Below are 18,169 nucleotides of genomic sequence, written 5' to 3' on the forward strand. Positions count from 1 at the left end.
ATGCAGCTTGGCGTGCCTCTTCGGACACGGCCTAGCCAAAAAACCAACCAGGCTGATGGATAAGATCAGCCTGGTTGGTTTGGTTTAAAGCAGCCTCACTCAACAGCGATCAGAGGCTAAAATAAGATTTGAAATTTTCTATCGCTAAGCCCGGTTATCGGGCATTCGCTTCGCCCTGCGATTTAAATAACTTCAGCAGGTCATACGTGATCACTTGATCGGAAATCTGCAGTATCTCCTGTGTCTCATCATAACCGTCACGACAGGCCTGGATATCGGTCGGCTGACGTGCAGCGAGATCGTAGCAGGTTCCCCCTTCAAGTCCGGCCGTCTCGGTGGGCAGGTAAAACACCTTCTCATCGGAGAATGCGCCGCTGCGCAGCGGAATCAGACGCGGATTGTCATGAAACAGATGGCTTCCGATCCAGTAATACGGTTCTTTCGGAACGCCGAGAAGATGAAGAATACTTGGGGTCACGTTCATCATGCCGGAGGCTTCCGGATATACTCCGGCATGCCCTCCATCAGGCAGGCGGATGAGCAGGGGAACCTGGTTCATGATTTGCTCCATGTCGAGCGCATTCAGTTCTCGTCCCAGGAATTTCTCATAGTCCGCTTTTTCCTTGATCGAATTGTCGTGATCCCCATAGATGATTAATATGGTGTTATCCCACAGTCCTTGCTGTTTCATCTGCTCGACGAACTGGCCGAATGCTTCATCAACATAGTGGATCGACTGTAGATAGTTCCCGAATATCGAGCCTTCAAAAGCCCCAGTATCCAGCTTCACACCATCCTTGGGGACATAATACGGATGATGGCTCGTTAACGTAATCAGGAAGGAATAGAAGGGCTGCTTGATGCCTTTCATTGCATCCAGCGATTGCGCGAAGAACGCTTTGTCGCTCAATGACCATCCCTCTACATCGTTCATTTCAAAATCCTTCTTGCTGTAAAAACGGTCGTAATTCATCTCCCGGTACATCGTGGTCCGGTTCCAGAAGCTGCTGTCATAGGCATGGAACACGTTTGCGCCATAACCCTGTTCTTTCAGAATCTCCGGAAGCGTATCGTACTCGCGATCAGCATATCGCGTAAATACGGAACCTGTGGGCAGCGGAAGCAGGGAGCTGTGGGTGACAAAATCCGCATCGGATGTTCGCCCTTGACCGGTTTGATGATAGAAATGGCTGAAATACATACTGTCCTGCATCAACCGGTTGAAGTTAGGGGTGATTTCCTGCCCGCCGATCGACTGGCCGATGACAAAATTCATAAAGGCCTCCGTCTGAATCATGATGACATTGCTGCCTTTATACTTGCCGAACAAGGCGTCCGCACCGGACGGCTCCATACGTTTGGCATCAAACCATGCCTTGATCTGATTGATTTCCTCTTCCGCCAGCTTGGGCTGCCCCACGAGATGATCTCGTCCATAACGGTAGATATCATATCCGTGAAAGCCGATCAGTCCCGTCACATTATACAGCGTAATATTCCACCAATTGCCTTCAAAGAGGCCAACGGCCCATGTATTGGATGCTTTCTTGATAGGAACGAAAGTCATGACCATCCCCAGGATGAACACAAGTGTGCCTGTTACCAACCGGCGAATGATCCGGCTCTGCCGATGCTGGCGGTATTCCCCCGGGAGTGTATAGGTTCCAAGGGTGGATCTCCGTTTGCGGAACACCATGACGGCGGTAAATGGGACAACAATAAGCCAATCGATAAAAAAGAACAGATCGTACGCATGAACCAGGGAACGAATGCTATCCCCGAGGGAACCGACTTGTCCGGCCTGCATAAGCACCGGCACGGTTATGAAATCATCGAAGTAGCGGTAATAAATCAAATCGGCGTACAGGATCCCCGTCCATAAGAGATTTAATAAAGTTAAAGCCGCAAGACGGCCTCTGGCCGGAAGCCACAAGGTCCAGAAGGATATCAGCAGGAGTGAGCCGACAGTGATCACATAATCGGCCTGATCCAGCTTCATGTTGGTAATATGGAGATGATGATCAAGCATGACCAGCTTGTACATCATGAGGATAAGGAATAATAAATATGCGGTGTACCGGTAATGCAGCCCTTTGGAGACCCGGCTTCGGATATCGCTCCATGATGGGGATGAGAGCACGTGGGTATCCTCCTTTATCTCAAACTAAAACATTCTCGAAACGCGGTCAGTCCTCTATGCAAGAACGTCGATAGACACTTTTCTAATTATAGCTTGGCCCGGCATGAAATCAAACGACGATGCAGCAAAAAAGCCGCCCAAGGGCGGCGTCTGCAAGAAGCGTCATTTCGTTATTCCACCGATTTGTTACGCGGCGGCAAGGGGCCCAGGTATTGATAATACTGGCATTCGATCCGGCCATTGAACAGCTTGCGGCGCTTGTCCGCCTTGCGGCCGAAATAATGCTCAAATTGCTTGGTCGGACTGAGTGCGAAGAAGGACCAGGTCGGGAGTGAATGCGTTACGGATCCGAGCTGGCGAATGAGACGTTCAACCTCCTCTTTCTCGCTTAACCGTTCGCCATAGGGTGGATTGGTGATGATACAACCATATTCACCTTCAGGTATGGCTTTGGCTGCAGGGAGGACCTTAAAGTCGATTTCGCCGGCAAGTCCCGCGCTTTTGGCGGCGGCTTTGGCTACTTCGATCGCTTTCGGGTCGATATCGCTTCCGGCGATATGCAGCGGAATATCGTCCTTCACCGCGTCAAAAGCCTCCTCGCGCGCATCTTCCCAGAGGTCATTTCCGATGATATCCCAATGCTCGGATGGGAACGAGCGGCGCAGGCCGGGCGCAATATTCCAGGCCATCATCGCGGCTTCGATCAGAATGGTGCCTGAACCGCAGCACGGGTCATACAGCGGACGATGGGGGCCCCAGCGGCTTAATTGCAACAGAGCGGAAGCCATGGTTTCCTTCAGCGGAGCTTCCGTAACCAGCTTGCGATAGCCGCGTTTATGAAGGGCTGGTCCTGTGGTATCCAGGGTCAGTATGGCTCTATCCTTCAAGAGAGAAACCTCGACTACATAACGGGGGCCGTCCTCGGGGAACCATTCCGTACGGTGCGAGAGCTTCAGCTTTTCCACGATTGCTTTTTTCACGATGCCCTGACAGGCGGGAACGCTGCTAAGCTGCGATTTATGGGAACGCCCTTCCACAGGGAACTCGCCATCCGCCGGAATCCACTCCTCCCATGGAAGAGCTTTTGTTCCTTCAAAGAGCTCGTCGAAGGTAAAGGCTTTAAACTCACCCATCTTGACGAGAATACGGTCCGACGTCCGGAGCCACAGATTGCAGCGGCAAATATCAATCAGGTCACCCGAAAAGGTAACTCTGCCATTTTCTACTTCCATGTCGGTGTACCCGAGCTCTTTCAACTCGCGGGCAACGACGGCTTCCAGCCCCATCGGGGCCGTCGCGATCAATTGTAATCGAGGCATTAACGATGTCAACTCCATTTAACATGTGTACGGCGATAGTCGCCGCCGGTTCAATCTATATAGTATAGGCGATTGCATTGACTAAGACAATTATCATATGATAGTTCTCGTTAGGTTTAACGGGAAACAGCGTATTTTATCAAGATAAAGGAGGCGGCTTCATTGCTTACGACCCCTGATGATTATGTTAACCAATTATACCCTGAAGATGAAGAGCTTCAGTATGTGATAGAGGCCATCCGCGAGCATGGGATGCCGGAGGTTTCGGTGGCACCGGCATACGGCCGACTGCTGACCATGCTGGTACAGACAGCCGGAGCCAGGAATATTCTCGAAATCGGCGCCCTTGGCGGCTATAGCGGAATCTGTCTGTGCCGAGGACTTCCTGCGGACGGCAAGCTCACCTCTCTCGAGCTGAAGGAAGAATACGCGCAGCTTGCCGGCAGGCATCTGGAAAAGGCCGGATTCCAGGATCGGGTGGAGTACCGGATTGGGCCGGCTGCGGACAGTTTGGCAGCGTTGAAGCAGGAAGGACGAACCTTCGATTTTTTCTTTATTGATGCCGATAAGGAGAACTATCCTCTATACTTGGATTATGCCATGGAGCTTGCGAATCCGGGTGCCCTTATTGCCGGGGACAACTGTTTTTTGCGCGGCAGAACGCTGAATTCCGACAAGAACGGTCCTTCGGTTCAAGCGGTACGCCGGTTTAATGAAGTCATTGCGACGGACAAGAGGCTGGTCAGCACGCTGCTGCCTGCTTATGACGGGCTGATCCTGGCACGCGTTAAAGGATGAAATCATAAACCGATAATAACAAGGGGCTGTCCTCGGGTCGATATAGACCATGGGACAGCCCCTTGTTGTTTGGATTGGGAGACTACCTCCATCTTTAGATGAAAGACTCCGGGGGATCATCGATATTTGGGCGAAGGCTTTTGCGAGAACAGCTTTCGTCTCACCCACATCATATTGATGATCAACAGGCAGCCGGAAGTAATAAACAATCCTTCGATTCCGATGAAGCCGGATAAGAATCCGCCGATCACCGCCCCCAGCATGTTGCCAAGCGCGAGCGAGCTTGTATTGAATCCGAAGGAGCGGCTTTCCATGCCGTCCGGCGTGTAAGAGCGAATCAGCGCGTTGACGCTCGGCAGCAGCCCGCCCATGAAGACGCCCATCATGAACCGCACGATAATCAACTGCCACACCGATTGAACGAAGGCTTGCGGGATCAGCGTAAGTCCCGTCCCGATCAAGGCGTAGGTCAAGATGCGGTGTGCGCCGACCTTGTCGCTGAGCTTGCCGAGAATCGGGGAGGCGATCATATTCGAAAGACCTGTCACCGCTACAACAAACCCGGCCCATATCGCAATATCCACCGCGGATCCATGAAGCTTCTGAACGTACAGCGGGAGCAGTGCCATGGGACTGATCATGGCGAATTGCAGCAGGAACGTGACGGCGAATAACGCCGGCAGCTGCGGAATGTGGCTCAGCTCCTTGAGCCCGGCAATAACCGAAGGCTGAGGCGCCTTGGCTGCCTGCTCGCGGTTGAAATTTTCCTTAACGAGGAACAAAGCAAGCATCGAGGCGGCAAAGATCAGTCCGCCAGTGATATAGAAGATCGGCCGGAATCCGACCCAGCTGGCCATGAGTCCGCCGATCAACGGACCGAGAATCGTGCCGGCAACTTGTCCGGACTGCATGATGCCCATCGCAAATCCCATTCGATTCTTGGGCGTTGTGCCCGATACGAGCGATATCGCAGCGGGGTTAAATCCCGATATGGTACCGTTCAGCAGACGCAGAACCAGCAGATGCCATGGATGGGTAGCAAAGCCCATGCAGGCAATGACCAGCGCCATGCCGAAGCCGGAGCGCAGCAGCATGATTTTGCGTCCGTATTTATCTGCGACTTTTCCCCAGATCGGTTGAAAAATGAATGATGTCAGGAAGTTGGCTGCGAATATCAATCCTGCCCATAGTCCTATTTCCCGGTCTCCAACGACATTCAGGTCTTGCGCCAGATATAATGTCAGGAACGGGGTGATCATGGTCATCCCGGAGTTGACCAAAAACTGTCCGAACCAAAGCACAATGAGATTGATTTTCCAATTGGTCAATGTGCCCTTCACTTCCTTTCTAAGCTGTCGAGCCCGGAATAACCGGACGAATGGTGGAGCTACCCTAAAAATGCCGTTCTTCCAGTATAACATATTTAAAAAGTGCCAAAAGCTAACAATGTCATAAGATTGTCATGTGATTTTCATAGGATGTCCATGTAAGACGGTTGTTACTTACTTTTAAAAAGGGCATAATGAAATTTAGGAAACTTTATACACATTGATGGGGGCCTAATCATGACCTATAACGATCAATTCATCCGCGCTTGCCGCAAGCAGGAAGTGAACCACGTTCCTGTATGGTACATGCGCCAAGCGGGACGCTACGACCCGGAGTATCGAAAGATTAAAGAAAAGTACTCCCTACTGGAAATATGCAGTCAACCGGAGCTGGCGGCAGAGGTAACCTTGATGCCCGTACGGAAGCTTGGTGTGGACGCGGCAATTTTATATTCCGATATTATGAATCCCGTTGCCTCGATCGGGGTAGACTTCGATATCGTGAAAAATATCGGCCCCGTGATTGATAATCCGATCCGAACTGCGGCGGATGTAGAGAAACTGCGCCCGATTGATGTCGAGGGAGATCTTGGACATGTCCTGGAGACGATCCGTATCCTGGATAAGGAGCTGGAAGTGCCGCTAATCACGTTTGCCGGCGCTCCGTTCACGATTGCCAGCTATCTCATCGAAGGCAGACCATCCAAAAACTATCTTCGCACGAAAGAGCTCATGTACAGTGAGCCGAAGGTATGGTTCTCGCTGATGGACAAACTCGGGGATATGGTGATCGCTTATTTGCGTGCCCACGTCGCTAACGGTGGGAAAGCGTTTCAATTGTTTGACAGCTGGGTGGGGGCATTGTCTCCACAGGATTTCCAAACGTTTGTGCTTCCAACCATTAAGCGTATTTTTGCAGAGCTTCAGGATCTGAGTGTTCCGAAAATTTATTTTCCAGGCGTGAGCTCAGGCGAGCTGCTGCCAACGCTTACGGATCTGAAAACGGATGTCATCGGTCTTGATTGGAGAGTGTCCATTGCAGAAGGACGCCGCCGCTTAGAGCATAAGTATGCTGTTCAGGGCAATCTGGACCCGACCGTTCTGACCGGGCCGATGCCGGTCATCCAGCAGTATGCGAAGGAGATTATCGATCAGGGGATTCAGGAGCCCGGCTTTGTGTTTAATCTAGGGCACGGTTTATTCCCGGAGGCTTCGCTAGAGAAACTGCGTGAGTTGACATCGTATATTCACGAATACTCCGCTCAGGCACTGCAGGCAGGTGCACAACGCTCTTAAATGTTGAATATTTTATTAGTCAGAGGTGAGATGGTATGAAGAACAAGATTGGCGTTTTGGTTATGTCCTACGGCACTCCGGAGAGCATGGAAGGAATCGAGAGTTATTATACCCACATCCGTCGCGGGAATAAGCCGTCGGAGGAGCAGCTCAAGGAGCTGACAGACCGCTATGAGGCGATTGTGGGGGGCGTGTTTCCACTCCGCGAGAATACCGACCGGCAGGTACGCACACTGCAGGATACATTAAATGCGGATCCTCGCGCGATCGATCTTGAGTTTGTATGCTATCAGGGACTGAAGCACGCAGCTCCGTACATCGAAGATGGCGTTGAGCAAATGGTCCGGGACGGCATTAAGGAAGCCGTCGGCATTGTGCTGGCTCCTCATTACTCCACCATGAGCATCGGATCCTACGTGAAGCGCGCTCAGGCCAAAGCGGATGAGCTGGGACTTGAGATTTCGTTTGTGGAGAGCTATCACATGCATCCGAAACTGATCGAGTCCTTTGCCGATCGGGTGTCCGCCAAGCTGAACCAGTTCGAGGAAGCAGGGGCTGACCGGGACAGCGTGAGAGTGCTGTTCAGTGCTCACAGCCTCCCGGAACGCATCTTGTCCATCGGAGATCCTTACCAGGAGCAGCTGCTTGAGACATCCAAAGCCGTAGCCGAACAGGCAGGCGTCAAGCAGTGGCAGTTCACATGGCAAAGCGCTGGCCGGACGGCGGAGCCTTGGCTGGGTCCGGACATTCTGGATACGCTGCAAACACTGAATAAAGAAGAACAGGTCGAGGATGTGCTGGTTGCGCCGGTCGGTTTTGTCTCGGATCATCTTGAAGTCCTGTATGATCTGGATATTGAAGCCAAGAGCATTGCCAAAGAAATGGATATGCGGCTCGAGCGCATCGACTCCTTGAACAGCGACCCGCTTTACATGGAAGCGCTCAGTGATTCCGTGATCACCTTGATAGGCCTGTAAATCCGTTATTACCCGAAATTCGAATAGAATGCTTAGATATGAACTCCCCGGCGACGGGGGGTTCTATTCTTTATAGGGAAGCTGGTATAATGGGGGGAGCGACTTATTACGCGAGCTCATAAGGGAATAAAGGAGTGACCTATGCATCTGTCACGATCAGAGAAAAGCAAGGCCGAAAAGAAGGCCCGTAAGCAGCGAACCGGACAGGTTTGGATCATACTTAACTTATGTCTGATTGTTATGATCGCTGCTTTGCTTGTCTATCATTTTAAATTTAAGGAAGATCCTGTTCAGCAAACGGCTTATCTGCCTGGTATGCCGGAATTTGGCATGGAAGGGGATCGAACGGATAGCCCAGGCTCCGGACAACAAGCTGACGGTGAGGGGGCGGATCCGAAGCCTCCAAAGACGACGGAGACCGGCGAACCCCCAGGTTCCGATATGACCGAGCCGGAAGGCAGCGCAGCAGAGGATCCTGCCGATTCCGCTACCGCCAAGCGGGTGGTGATGCATTTTGCCGGGGATACCTTGTTTTCGGGCAAAGTAGAGGATGTGCTGAAGAATCACGGGTATGATTATCCCTACAAGCATCTGGGTACGGCATTTCTGGAGGATGATTTGACCGTTCTTAATCTGGAAACGCCCGTTACGAACGGAGGCGTTGGCGCCGCCAATAAGAAATTCGTATTCAAGTCCTCGCCGGACGTATTGCCGGCCCTTCGAGATGCCGGGGTAGAGGCCGTTAATCTGGCTAACAATCACATCCTGGATCAAGGCCAAGAAGGACTTTTGGATACCCTGAAGCATCTGAAGGACCATGATATCCGTTACGTGGGGGCAGGACGGAATGAGGAAGAAGCCTTCGCGCCCCAGTATTTCGAGCTTCAGGGCATGACGGTTGCATTGCTTGGATTCAGCCGTGTGCTTCCGGAGACGACCTGGTACGCGCTGGAAAACAGGCCGGGGGTGGCCGGGGCTTATGATCATGTGCTTCCCAAGGCGGTTGAAGCGATTCAGGCGGCACGTTCCAAAGCCGATCTGGTGGTCGTGATTGCCCATTGGGGAGAGGAGCTTCATAAGGCGCCGAATGTACATCAGATCAATCTGTCACGCGCGTTCATTGACGGTGGGGCTGACCTGATTATCGGCGGGCACCCCCATGTGCTGCAGGGATTGGAGCAGTACAAAGGCAAGTGGATTGCGTATAGTACCGGCAATTTCATATTTACCAAATCGTCGAATGAAGATACGTGGAAAACAGCCGTATTCCAGGTATCATGCAGCAACCAAGGAGACTGTGACTTGAAGCTGACGCCTTACCGTACGGAGATCGGACAGGTCATCCCGCTTGAAGGCAAAGAAGCTGAAGACTTGCTGAAAGAGGTGGAGAAGCGCTCCGTCGGCGGTGTCAAAATAGCGCTTGATGGTGAAGTTATAGCAGGCAAGGCTGTGGAATAATTCGTTAAATGTTACATCAAGGAGGTCCCACCATGAATAATTTATGTGTGGCTCACCGGGGGTTCTCCGGTAAAGCACCTGAAAATACGCGCGCAGCCATTCAGATGGCGATGGATGAACCCTTCGTGCATTGGATGGAAATTGATGTGCAACTGACTCAGGACGGGGTCCCTGTCGTGATACATGACTTCAGCGTGGATCGTACGACGACCGGGAAGGGCAAGGTGAAGGATCTGACCTGGCAGCAAATCCGTAGGATGGACGCCGGCGAATGGAAGGGACGCCAATTCAGGGGAGAGCAGGTACCCTCGCTCGATGAAGTCCTGCAGCTTGTCAAAGGCCGATTGAAGCTTAATATCGAACTCAAAACGAGCGGAGACATGTATCCCGGTCTTGAGAAAGCCGTTTTGGAACGGATTCATGCCCACCGGATGCTTTCGGATGTGGTGCTTACTTCCTTTGAACCGAAAGCCTTGATCAAAGCGAAGGAATTGGATCCTGAAGTGAAAACCGGACTTATTATCGATGCGCATCCTCGCAATTTGGTAGCACGCTTGAAGCAAATGAAATGCTCCTTTTTATCCATCGGCTACTCCCATCTGGATGCGGCCTTCGCGTCGGATTTGGTGAAGAACGGCATTACGCCGATGGCCTGGACGGTGGATGATGCGAAGAGCATGAGATCGCTCGCTCGAATGAATCCCGCCATCATGATCTGTACGAACCGCCCCGATACTTGGGGTCAGATTTTTATTAATAAAATAGCACCCAAAGTTCCATTCTGGCGAAGAAAATGGAGGTTTTAATGTATGTGTGCCCTGGTGAATAACGTTTATTGTGTAGGTCGTAATTATCAATTGCATGCGGCGGAGCTCGGCAATGCCGTACCGGAAGAGCCGATGATATTTCTAAAACCGTCGCATGCCGTCGTTCCGCTGGACGGCAGCGTGCTGAAGCTGCCGATGGACCGCGGCAGTCTTCATTTTGAAGGCGAGCTTGTTATACAGCTCGCGGAGGATTACGCGCCAGGTAAAAGTGTTGATGAGCTTGTAAAAACGATGGCCCTTGGCATCGACTTCACGCTGCGTGACGTACAGTCGGTCATTAAGGAGAAGGGACATCCTTGGACCGCGGCAAAAGCGTTTAAATCTTCCGCACCGCTTACGCCATCCATTACGTTTCCCGGAACCGCGAAGCTGGCGGATATGGATTTTACCGTAAGGAAGAACGGCGAAGAAGTACAGCGCGGGAATGTGAAGGATATGATCTTCTCCCTCCAGCGCATCATCGATTACATCGGCGAGCATTATGGCCTTGGCCAGGGTGATTTAATCTTCACGGGTACGCCGGCTGGCGTAGGACCGACGGAATCCGGCGACGTGTTCGAATTGTACTGGGGAGATGTCCGTCTGGGCCGCTGCGAAATCGGGTAATCTGATATGCTTTAACATGGGAGGGGTCACAGATGGATTGGCTGATCGGAGCGGCAGGTGCCCTTATCGTGGCAGGAGCCGCGTACAGGAAACGATCGCTATCGGAATCCGGAGCCGCAGCCGCTATTCTGATGGGTACCATATATTACGGAGCAGGGAACGTGTTTTGGTTCGGAACCCTGCTTCTTTTTTTCATTACGTCCACACTGCTTTCCCGATACGGGAAGCAGCGGAAGGCAGACCTGGAAAAATCCTATGCCAAGACCGGCCGGCGGGACGCGGGCCAGGTATTCGCCAATGGCGGCATCGGCATGGTGCTATGTCTGTTAAATGCATGGTTTCCGTCCGATCTGTGGGTATTCCTGTTTATAGGTGTGATGGCTACGGTAACGGCGGATACCTGGGCCACGGAGGTAGGCAGCCTTAGCCGGAAGCCTCCGCGCTCCGTGCTGAACGGCAAGGTACTGACCGCCGGGGAATCCGGCGGCGTCTCCTGGGTCGGCTCCACGGCTGCAGCGGTAGGGAGCATACTGATAGGCGCAGGCGGATGGCTGCTTGCCGGATGGAGCGGCATGAATGCAGAGATATTGCCGTATGTCCTTGCAGCCCTTGCGGGTGGATTGGTAGGAGCTTTTGCCGATTCGTATCTCGGAGCGACCTTACAAGTGATGTATCGCTGCCGTGTGTGCGGTAAATCGGTGGAAGTATCTCATCACTGTGGTGAAGATACCGTGCGTACGCGCGGCGCTGCCTGGATGTCCAACGATGCAGTTAATCTGGTCAGCTCACTTCTCGGCGGCGCGGCAGCTTATGGGATTGCAGTGCTTATTGCGTTATAATGTATCCATCTTACCGATGAAACAACGAATCAACGAAATCTATAGATGTAAGTAGGGATCATAACAATGAATATTTTGACCGTCGAACAGGTAACAAAAAGTTATGGAGACAAAATTCTGTTTCAAGATGCGTCCTTCGGAATGGAGGATCAGGATAAAATCGGCATTATCGGAGTTAACGGCACGGGGAAATCCACATTTCTGCGCGTCATCGCAGGGATCGAGCCGCCCGACTCCGGTAAAGTATCGATGGGCAATCGCATCCGGGTGCGTTACCTGGCACAGAACCCGGAGTTTGATCCGGACAAAACCGTCCTGCAGCAGGTGTTTGAGGGCGATCTTCCGGAGATGAAGGCGGTGCGGGAGTACACCGAAACGATGGAGCTGCTGGAGCTGCATCCAAGTCATGAGGAGCTGCAGCAGAAACTGCTGAAGCTCAATCAGACGCTCGATACGCTGCAGGCGTGGCAGCTAGAAAGCGATGCGAAAACCATCCTGTCCAAGCTGGGCATCCGGAATTATGACGCGAAGATGGGGACGCTCTCAGGCGGCCAGCGTAAGCGGGTGGCATTAGCCGCCGCTTTGATCCAGCCTTCCGATTTGCTCATATTGGACGAGCCGACGAACCATATCGACAATGAATCCGTCGCCTGGCTGGAGCAGTATTTGCAGAAGCGCCGCGGTGCGCTGCTCATGATTACGCATGACCGGTATTTTCTGGATCGGGTGGCCAATGTCATGCTGGAGCTGGATCACGGACGGCTGTTCCGATATGAGGCGAATTACAGCCGTTTTCTGGAGCTGAAGGCAGAACGTGAGGAGCGTGAGGCCGCTTCCGAGCAGAAGCGCCAGAATTTGCTGCGGAGCGAGCTGGCTTGGATTCGCAGAGGTGCCAAGGCCCGTACAACCAAGCAGAAGGCGAGAATTGAGCGTTTCGAGAAGCTCAAGGATCAGGAGATGGTACACAGCTCCGGTGAGCTGGACGTATCGGTCGCTTCCACCCGCTTGGGACGCAAAATTCTGGAGATCGAAGGTCTCCAGAAGAAGATTGACGACAAAACGTTAATTCAGGACTTTTCCTACATTGCCGTTCCCGAGGATCGGATTGGTATCGTAGGCCCGAACGGCAGCGGCAAATCCACGCTGCTCAATCTGATTGCCGGACGGATTCAGCCGGATGGCGGGGAAGTCGTGCTCGGACCGACGGTCAAGCTCGGTTATTTCACGCAGGAGCATCAGGAGATGGATGGCAGTCAGCGCGTGATTGAGTATATCAAGGATGAGGCGGAGGTTGTCCGCACGGCGGACGGCTCGGCGATTACCGCGGCCCAGATGCTGGAGCGATTCCTGTTCCCGCCCGCGCTGCAGTGGACGCCGATTGCGAAGCTGTCCGGAGGAGAGAAGCGACGGTTGTATCTGCTGCGGGTGCTGATGAGCGCGCCGAATGTGCTGCTGCTGGATGAACCGACGAATGATTTGGACATTCAGACATTGTCCGTCCTGGAACAGTATTTGGATGAGTTCCCGGGCGTCTGTATCGTAGTATCCCATGATCGTTTTTTCCTGGATCGAACGGTGGACAAGATTATGGCGTTTGAGGGCAAGGGTCAGATTCGTGTCCATGTTGGCTCCTACAGCGAATATGCGGAATGGATGCAGCGTCATGGCGGTGAAGCTGCCGGGAGCAAGACGGAAGCATCCAGTTTCAAGTCAGCGTCGGGGGATAATGGAGGTTCGGACAACAGCTCGGCTAAAGAAGCGCCGCGGGAGCGCTTGAAATTCAGTTATAAAGAACAACGGGAGTATGAGCAGATTGACGGTCTCATCGAGGATACCGAGAGCAAGCTGGCATCCATTCAATCGGAGATGGAGACCGCCGGCAGCGACGCAGCCAGGCTTCAGGAGCTGATGAAGGCTCAGGAAGAAACGGAGCGTGAGCTGGAGCATCTGATGGAGCGCTGGACCTATCTGAACGAGCTCGCAGAGAAGATTGAACAGAGCAAGAAATTGTAATGATTCAAGCGATCCATATCAATAGCAAAAGGGGTGTCCCCAGGCATAATGCCTTGGCGGGACGCCCCTTTGTTAGTATCAGGTTTCAGCGAAGTCTGAACCATTTTGATCATCGTAAGAACAACATCCACCAAACGCGGACGGTCTTTTGTGCAAGTACGTGGATAGACGTTGGTTATGAATGATTTACTTTACGTAAGCTGCGAGCAGTTTGACGGTGTTAAGAACGGCTTGTTTATGCGTTCTTTCCATCGCGTGGGATGCATGAACGCCGGGACCAATCAGCGCGGCCTTGATATTGCTGCCTGCGGAGAGCGCAGCGGAAGCGTCAGAGCCGTAATGAGGGTAGACATCCACCGCATAAGCAATGCCTTCGCTTTCGGCCAGCTGGATCAAACGGCTGGTCATGTCATAGTCGTAGGGACCGGAAGAATCCTTCGCGCAGATGGACACATCGGTTTCCTTGCAGCTCAGGTCATCGCCGATGCAGCCCATATCGACCGCAATCATTTCGTTGATGTCGGCAGGAATATAGGCAGCGCCATGTCCCACTTCTTCATAGTTCGAGATGAGAAGCTTCACATTGTGTTTAGGCTTCCAGTTATCCCGCTTCATGCTTTCGAGCAAGCCGAAGAGTGCGGCGACACTGGCTTTGTCATCCAGATGGCGCGATTTGATGTAACCGCTTGGCGTAATGACCGGACGGGCATCAAAGGAAACAAAATCTCCAACCCCGATGCCGAGTTTCTTCACATCATCGGCCGACTCCACCAATTCGTCGATCCGGACCTCCATATGGGCTTCCTGGCGCTTGAAATCGCGTGCATCGCTGTACACGTGAACGGAAGGATGGGTAGACAGGATGGTGCCTGTATATTTCTTGCCGCTGCGAGTATGGATGATGCAGTATTCATTCTCAATGCTGTTCATCATGTATCCGCCAACGGAGGTAAGGCGGAGTGTGCCCTCTGATTTCACGGCACGAACCATCGCGCCAAGTGTGTCCACATGAGCGCTCAGACCAACCGTACGGCTGCCGTCTTGTCCTGGAACGGACAGAATGGCACCGCCTTTTTCATTCCATTCCAGCGAAACATCAAGCGTTGCGGCTTCCTGTTCGATCCGCTTCATAATGTCTTGGGTATAACCCGTAGGGCTCGGAGTATCGAGCAGTTCTTTTAGCAGGTCCAGCACATAAGTTTCATTCGGTTGTATCGACACGAATTGTTAAGCCTCCTTGGTTCAATCGAACACCTGCCCTATTCAGCGGGGGCGTCCTTTTGTTCTTTCTTGCTTTCCTCTTCCGCAGCTTGTACTTCCGGGGTGTATCCCGTTACTTCACGGATATGTATAAGTTGCTCCGCTAACGAACGGATCTCCTTCTGCATTTGATATTGACGGTAAATGCCGAACGTACCGACAATGAGTCCCCCGATCAGCGAGCACCCGATAATCAGCAGAATCAGCGGTACATTGACGGTGCCGAATAACAGATTGACTGCGACCGGATTGACGTTGATGACGGCGAATACAGCCGTAATCAAGGCAAACAATAAGGCTGCGATTAGCGACCATTGAATTTTCATGGGGAACACCTCCTTCCTCCAAACAGTATAAAATCCCTTGCCTGTAAAGGGCAAGGGATTTTATTCCACTGGTCAATTGGGATTCGCTCCTCCTGCAATAGTGGATGTTTATTTCGTCAATTGCTCCATCTGGCTGATGATGTCTTCAAACACGCTCATCGCCTCGCGAATCGGCTCCGGTGAGGACATATCCACGCCGGCCTTCTTGAGAATGTTAATGGAGTAATCGCTGCCGCCGCTCTTCAGGAAGCCGAGGTAACGGTCAACGGCAGGCTGGCCTTCCTCCAGGATTTGCTTGGAGAAGCTGGTCGCAGCCGAGAAGCCGGTCGCGTATTTGTATACATAAAAGCTGTTGTAGAAATGAGGAATCCGCGCCCATTCCATGCCGATCTCCTTATCCACCTGCATGCCTTTGCCGTGATATTTCACGTTCAGCTCATAATAGATGTCGGATAGATCCTGAGGAGTCAGGGATTCGCCGCTCTCTGCGCGTTCGTGCACAATCTTCTCGAATTCGGCAAACATCGTTTGACGGAATACCGTGGTCCGGAATTGATCGGCATAGTAGGTGAGCAGGTACATTTTCTGCTTCGGATCCTTGGCGTTTTTCAGCAAGTAATCCATCAGCAGCGCCTCGTTCGTGGTGGATGCCACTTCAGCCAGGAAGATGGTGTACTGGGCGTCGCGGTATTTCAGGGCATTGTCGGAATAGTAAGAGTGAAGCGCATGACCCATCTCATGAGCAAGGGTAAACATGCTGTTCAGGTTATCTTTATGGTTCAGCAGCACATAAGGATGGGTGCCGTAAGCGCCCCAGCTGTACGCGCCCGTCCGTTTGTTCTCGTTCTCGTATACATCGATCCAGCCATTGTCGTATCCTGCTTGCAGGCTGCTCAGATAATCTTCGCCCAGCGGCGTAAGACCTTCCTTGGTCATTTGCTTCGCTTCTTCGTAAGTAATATCCCACTTGTACTCTTCTACGAGCGGAGCGAACAAATCGTACATGTGAAGCTCATCCACGCCCAGCAGCTTCTTGCGGAGCTCCATGTAGCGGTGGAGAAGCGGCAGGCTCTCGTGAATCGTGTCGATCAGGTTGGTGTAAACTTCCTTCGGAATGTTATCGCCATAGAGCGCCATTTCGAGAACGGAAGGGTACTTGCGCACGCGGGAATAGAAGATATTTTTGTTTACATTGGCACTCAGCGTAGCTGCGATCGTGTTTTTCTGCTTGCCGTAGGTTTCGTACACGGCTTTGAAAGCACGCTCACGAACTTCGCGGTTCGGGCTTTCCAGGAATTGAATATAGTTGCCGTGCGTGAGCTCGACGTCCTTGCCGTCCTCGTTTTTGATTTTCGGGAATTTCATATCCGCATTGTTAAGCATGCCGAAAATGGTCTGCGGCGCAGAGGAGAGGTTGCCGACTTGAGCCAGCAGCGCTTCTTCCGTCTTGGACAGAACGTGCGCTTTCTCCCGTTTCATTTCGGTCAGCGTGAATTTGAATTCCTTGAGGGAAGGGTCATCGATCAGTTTATCCAGTTCCGCTTCGGACAGGGACAGAATTTCAGGTGTGATGAAGGAGAGGGCTTCTCCGGCTTCCACGTTCAGTTTCTTGGCTTTGGCAGTCAGTGCTTGATATGTAGGGTTTGCCGTATCCTCATCATGGTGCATATGGGCATATACGTATAAGCGTTCGGCGTGATATGAGATTTCGTCTTCGAGCTCGAAGCATTCCTTGATGGAAGCTGCGTTGGTTAACTTGCCTTGATAATCGGCTGTGCGTTTCAGAAGATTCTTCAGCTCCGCAAAGCTCGCATCCCAAGCCTTCTGGTCAGCGAATAAATCTTCAAGCTTCCATTGATGCTCTTTAGGGACATCAGCGCGTTTTAACAATTGTTCCATGGAAATCCTCCTTGAATGATAGGTATTAGTTGGAGTCCGGGTTCCTTCAGATAAGACTTCGTTGCGGGTAGTCGAAAGAGCGATCAGGCTGATTGCAATCGTAATGCAGAGCACCTTGGCGCCTCTCATGGCATCATACCTCCTCGAATTGAAGCATCCGAGCGATAGTATGCCGCGTACCCGCCACTTTCATCCTATAAATTTACGAGGAACCCAGATTCAAGAAGCTGTATACAATAAGGTAAAAGGCAAACAAGATGAAGGCGACGGCAATCAGGGCCATCCCCTTCCTCAGTCTTGGCGGTATCTTATCCCGGTACATGATCATGATGGCACCGAGACTGAACGCGAGGATAATGAAGATGACGATATTCGTATAATCCATGCTCTACACCTGCTTAAAAGCAGCCATCATGTCTCTCCACTCATCTTCCCGGCCTTCAAAATCTGCTTTGGGGAAACGGTTTTGAGCCCAGTGCATCAAGGCTGGCCGACTCATAAAGGTATGGGTCTCTTCACCCCACTGGTCCGAAATTTCGCGGAGAACGATGTACCGGCCCTGAACTTCAACCGTCATCATGTTCCACTTGTCTTTTTTGTATATTTCATGTTTTTTGATCATATGCATTCTCCGTTTGCTACTTAGGCTTTTGGGTAAATGATAACGCACTCGCGGGCGTAAAAGCAAATAATCTTCTGTTAAATAGTGGCTCAAAAAAAGCCCCTTAGGGCGAATTGACGGATTGCATTGTCAGAAAACATGGGATATAATATGGATATTCGCCATAGATGGCGGTATTTTTAGGAGGTTGTTCATTTGAAAGGTACAGTTAAATGGTTTAACGCAGAAAAAGGTTACGGCTTCATTTCCGTTGAAGGTGGCGAGGATGTATTCGTACACTTCTCCGCAATTCAAGAAGAAGGCTTCAAGAGTTTGGAAGAAGGTCAAGCGGTTGAGTTCGACATCACTGAAGGTAACCGTGGTCCTCAAGCAGCCAACGTAACAAAACTGTAAGTTAGCTCCCAATACGGAGATCTTATAGAATTACCAAGGCATGAAGCACAGTTCTCGGTTTAGAGAAC

17 protein-coding genes are annotated in these 18,169 nt (G+C 51.8%); 9 read left to right on the forward strand and 8 right to left on the reverse strand.

What is annotated here, in order from left to right:
- Positions 1-154: 154 nt before the first annotated feature.
- Positions 155-2,140 (reverse strand): LTA synthase family protein, encoded by a 1,986-nt coding sequence (locus tag ACETK5_RS04520; protein ID WP_394054379.1) that lies wholly within the window; start codon positions 2,138-2,140, stop codon positions 155-157.
- A gap of 170 nt (positions 2,141-2,310) precedes the next feature.
- On the reverse strand, positions 2,311-3,459 hold the full coding sequence (locus ACETK5_RS04525) for a THUMP domain-containing class I SAM-dependent RNA methyltransferase (RefSeq protein ID WP_127591555.1): 1,149 nt from the start codon (positions 3,457-3,459) through the stop codon (positions 2,311-2,313).
- A 162-nt stretch (positions 3,460-3,621) separates the two neighbouring features.
- Between ACETK5_RS04525 and ACETK5_RS04530 the strand changes: the two genes are divergently transcribed.
- Positions 3,622-4,257 carry an O-methyltransferase gene (locus ACETK5_RS04530; RefSeq protein ID WP_394054380.1) on the forward strand — a complete coding sequence of 212 codons (636 nt, stop codon included), beginning with the start codon at positions 3,622-3,624 and terminating at the stop codon, positions 4,255-4,257.
- A gap of 116 nt (positions 4,258-4,373) precedes the next feature.
- Here the strand turns inward: ACETK5_RS04530 and ACETK5_RS04535 are convergent, their stop codons facing one another.
- Complete coding sequence (locus ACETK5_RS04535; RefSeq protein WP_100538507.1) at positions 4,374-5,585, reverse strand: MFS transporter; 1,212 nt, start codon at positions 5,583-5,585, stop codon at positions 4,374-4,376.
- Positions 5,586-5,822: 237 nt separating this feature from the next.
- Here ACETK5_RS04535 and hemE point away from each other — a divergent pair, with 237 nt between their 5' ends.
- The 7 genes from hemE (at position 5,823) to taeA (ending at position 13,601) form a co-directional block, all read left to right on the forward strand.
- A complete protein-coding gene (hemE, locus tag ACETK5_RS04540; RefSeq protein WP_100538506.1) occupies positions 5,823-6,881 on the forward strand; it encodes a uroporphyrinogen decarboxylase in 1,059 nt (352 codons plus the stop codon).
- 35 nt (positions 6,882-6,916) lie between these two features.
- Positions 6,917-7,858, forward strand: coding sequence for a ferrochelatase (gene hemH / locus ACETK5_RS04545; protein WP_394054381.1), 942 nt, complete (start codon positions 6,917-6,919; stop codon positions 7,856-7,858).
- A gap of 141 nt (positions 7,859-7,999) precedes the next feature.
- On the forward strand, positions 8,000-9,316 hold the full coding sequence (locus tag ACETK5_RS04550) for a CapA family protein (protein WP_394054382.1): 1,317 nt from the start codon (positions 8,000-8,002) through the stop codon (positions 9,314-9,316).
- A gap of 32 nt (positions 9,317-9,348) precedes the next feature.
- Entirely contained in the window at positions 9,349-10,122 is a 774-nt protein-coding gene (locus tag ACETK5_RS04555) for a glycerophosphodiester phosphodiesterase (RefSeq protein WP_100538503.1), read from the forward strand.
- Positions 10,123-10,125: 3 nt separating this feature from the next.
- A complete protein-coding gene (locus tag ACETK5_RS04560; RefSeq protein ID WP_100538502.1) occupies positions 10,126-10,749 on the forward strand; it encodes a fumarylacetoacetate hydrolase family protein in 624 nt (207 codons plus the stop codon).
- Positions 10,750-10,781: 32 nt separating this feature from the next.
- Entirely contained in the window at positions 10,782-11,588 is an 807-nt protein-coding gene (locus ACETK5_RS04565) for a DUF92 domain-containing protein (RefSeq protein WP_326113814.1), read from the forward strand.
- Between the two features lie 66 nt (positions 11,589-11,654).
- Complete coding sequence (gene taeA, locus ACETK5_RS04570) at positions 11,655-13,601, forward strand: ABC-F type ribosomal protection protein TaeA (RefSeq protein ID WP_326113815.1); 1,947 nt, start codon at positions 11,655-11,657, stop codon at positions 13,599-13,601.
- A gap of 186 nt (positions 13,602-13,787) precedes the next feature.
- On the opposite strand, the gene ACETK5_RS04575 is transcribed toward taeA, so the two are convergent.
- The 5 genes from ACETK5_RS04575 to ACETK5_RS04595 form a co-directional block, all read right to left on the reverse strand.
- Entirely contained in the window at positions 13,788-14,822 is a 1,035-nt protein-coding gene (locus ACETK5_RS04575; protein WP_100538499.1) for a M42 family metallopeptidase, read from the reverse strand.
- 38 nt (positions 14,823-14,860) lie between these two features.
- Positions 14,861-15,187: a LapA family protein gene (locus ACETK5_RS04580; RefSeq protein WP_100538498.1), complete on the reverse strand. Its 327-nt coding sequence runs from the start codon at positions 15,185-15,187 to the stop codon at positions 14,861-14,863.
- A 108-nt stretch (positions 15,188-15,295) separates the two neighbouring features.
- A complete protein-coding gene (gene pepF, locus ACETK5_RS04585; RefSeq protein WP_326113816.1) occupies positions 15,296-17,086 on the reverse strand; it encodes an oligoendopeptidase F in 1,791 nt (596 codons plus the stop codon).
- Positions 17,087-17,288: 202 nt separating this feature from the next.
- Positions 17,289-17,471 (reverse strand): hypothetical protein, encoded by a 183-nt coding sequence (locus tag ACETK5_RS04590; protein WP_100538496.1) that lies wholly within the window; start codon positions 17,469-17,471, stop codon positions 17,289-17,291.
- A gap of 3 nt (positions 17,472-17,474) precedes the next feature.
- Entirely contained in the window at positions 17,475-17,708 is a 234-nt protein-coding gene (locus ACETK5_RS04595; protein ID WP_100538495.1) for a hypothetical protein, read from the reverse strand.
- 195 nt (positions 17,709-17,903) lie between these two features.
- Here ACETK5_RS04595 and ACETK5_RS04600 point away from each other — a divergent pair, with 195 nt between their 5' ends.
- Positions 17,904-18,101 carry a cold shock domain-containing protein gene (locus ACETK5_RS04600; protein WP_006211711.1) on the forward strand — a complete coding sequence of 66 codons (198 nt, stop codon included), beginning with the start codon at positions 17,904-17,906 and terminating at the stop codon, positions 18,099-18,101.
- The last annotated feature ends 68 nt before the right edge of the window (positions 18,102-18,169 follow it).

The organism is Paenibacillus ilasis (assembly GCF_043195395.1).
GTDB lineage: Bacteria > Bacillota > Bacilli > Paenibacillales > Paenibacillaceae > Paenibacillus_AQ > Paenibacillus_AQ lautus.

Coding starts and splice junctions, on each gene's coding strand:
- ACETK5_RS04525 (WP_127591555.1), bottom strand. CDS start 3,459: ATGCCTCGATTACAATTGATCGCGACGGCCCCGATGGGGCTGGAAGCC.
- hemE (WP_100538506.1), top strand. CDS start 5,823: ATGACCTATAACGATCAATTCATCCGCGCTTGCCGCAAGCAGGAAGTG.
- hemH (WP_394054381.1), top strand. CDS start 6,917: ATGAAGAACAAGATTGGCGTTTTGGTTATGTCCTACGGCACTCCGGAG.
- ACETK5_RS04550 (WP_394054382.1), top strand. CDS start 8,000: ATGCATCTGTCACGATCAGAGAAAAGCAAGGCCGAAAAGAAGGCCCGT.
- ACETK5_RS04555 (WP_100538503.1), top strand. CDS start 9,349: ATGAATAATTTATGTGTGGCTCACCGGGGGTTCTCCGGTAAAGCACCT.
- ACETK5_RS04560 (WP_100538502.1), top strand. CDS start 10,126: ATGTGTGCCCTGGTGAATAACGTTTATTGTGTAGGTCGTAATTATCAA.
- ACETK5_RS04565 (WP_326113814.1), top strand. CDS start 10,782: ATGGATTGGCTGATCGGAGCGGCAGGTGCCCTTATCGTGGCAGGAGCC.
- taeA (WP_326113815.1), top strand. CDS start 11,655: ATGAATATTTTGACCGTCGAACAGGTAACAAAAAGTTATGGAGACAAA.
- ACETK5_RS04580 (WP_100538498.1), bottom strand. CDS start 15,187: ATGAAAATTCAATGGTCGCTAATCGCAGCCTTATTGTTTGCCTTGATT.
- pepF (WP_326113816.1), bottom strand. CDS start 17,086: ATGGAACAATTGTTAAAACGCGCTGATGTCCCTAAAGAGCATCAATGG.
- ACETK5_RS04590 (WP_100538496.1), bottom strand. CDS start 17,471: ATGGATTATACGAATATCGTCATCTTCATTATCCTCGCGTTCAGTCTC.
- ACETK5_RS04595 (WP_100538495.1), bottom strand. CDS start 17,708: ATGATCAAAAAACATGAAATATACAAAAAAGACAAGTGGAACATGATG.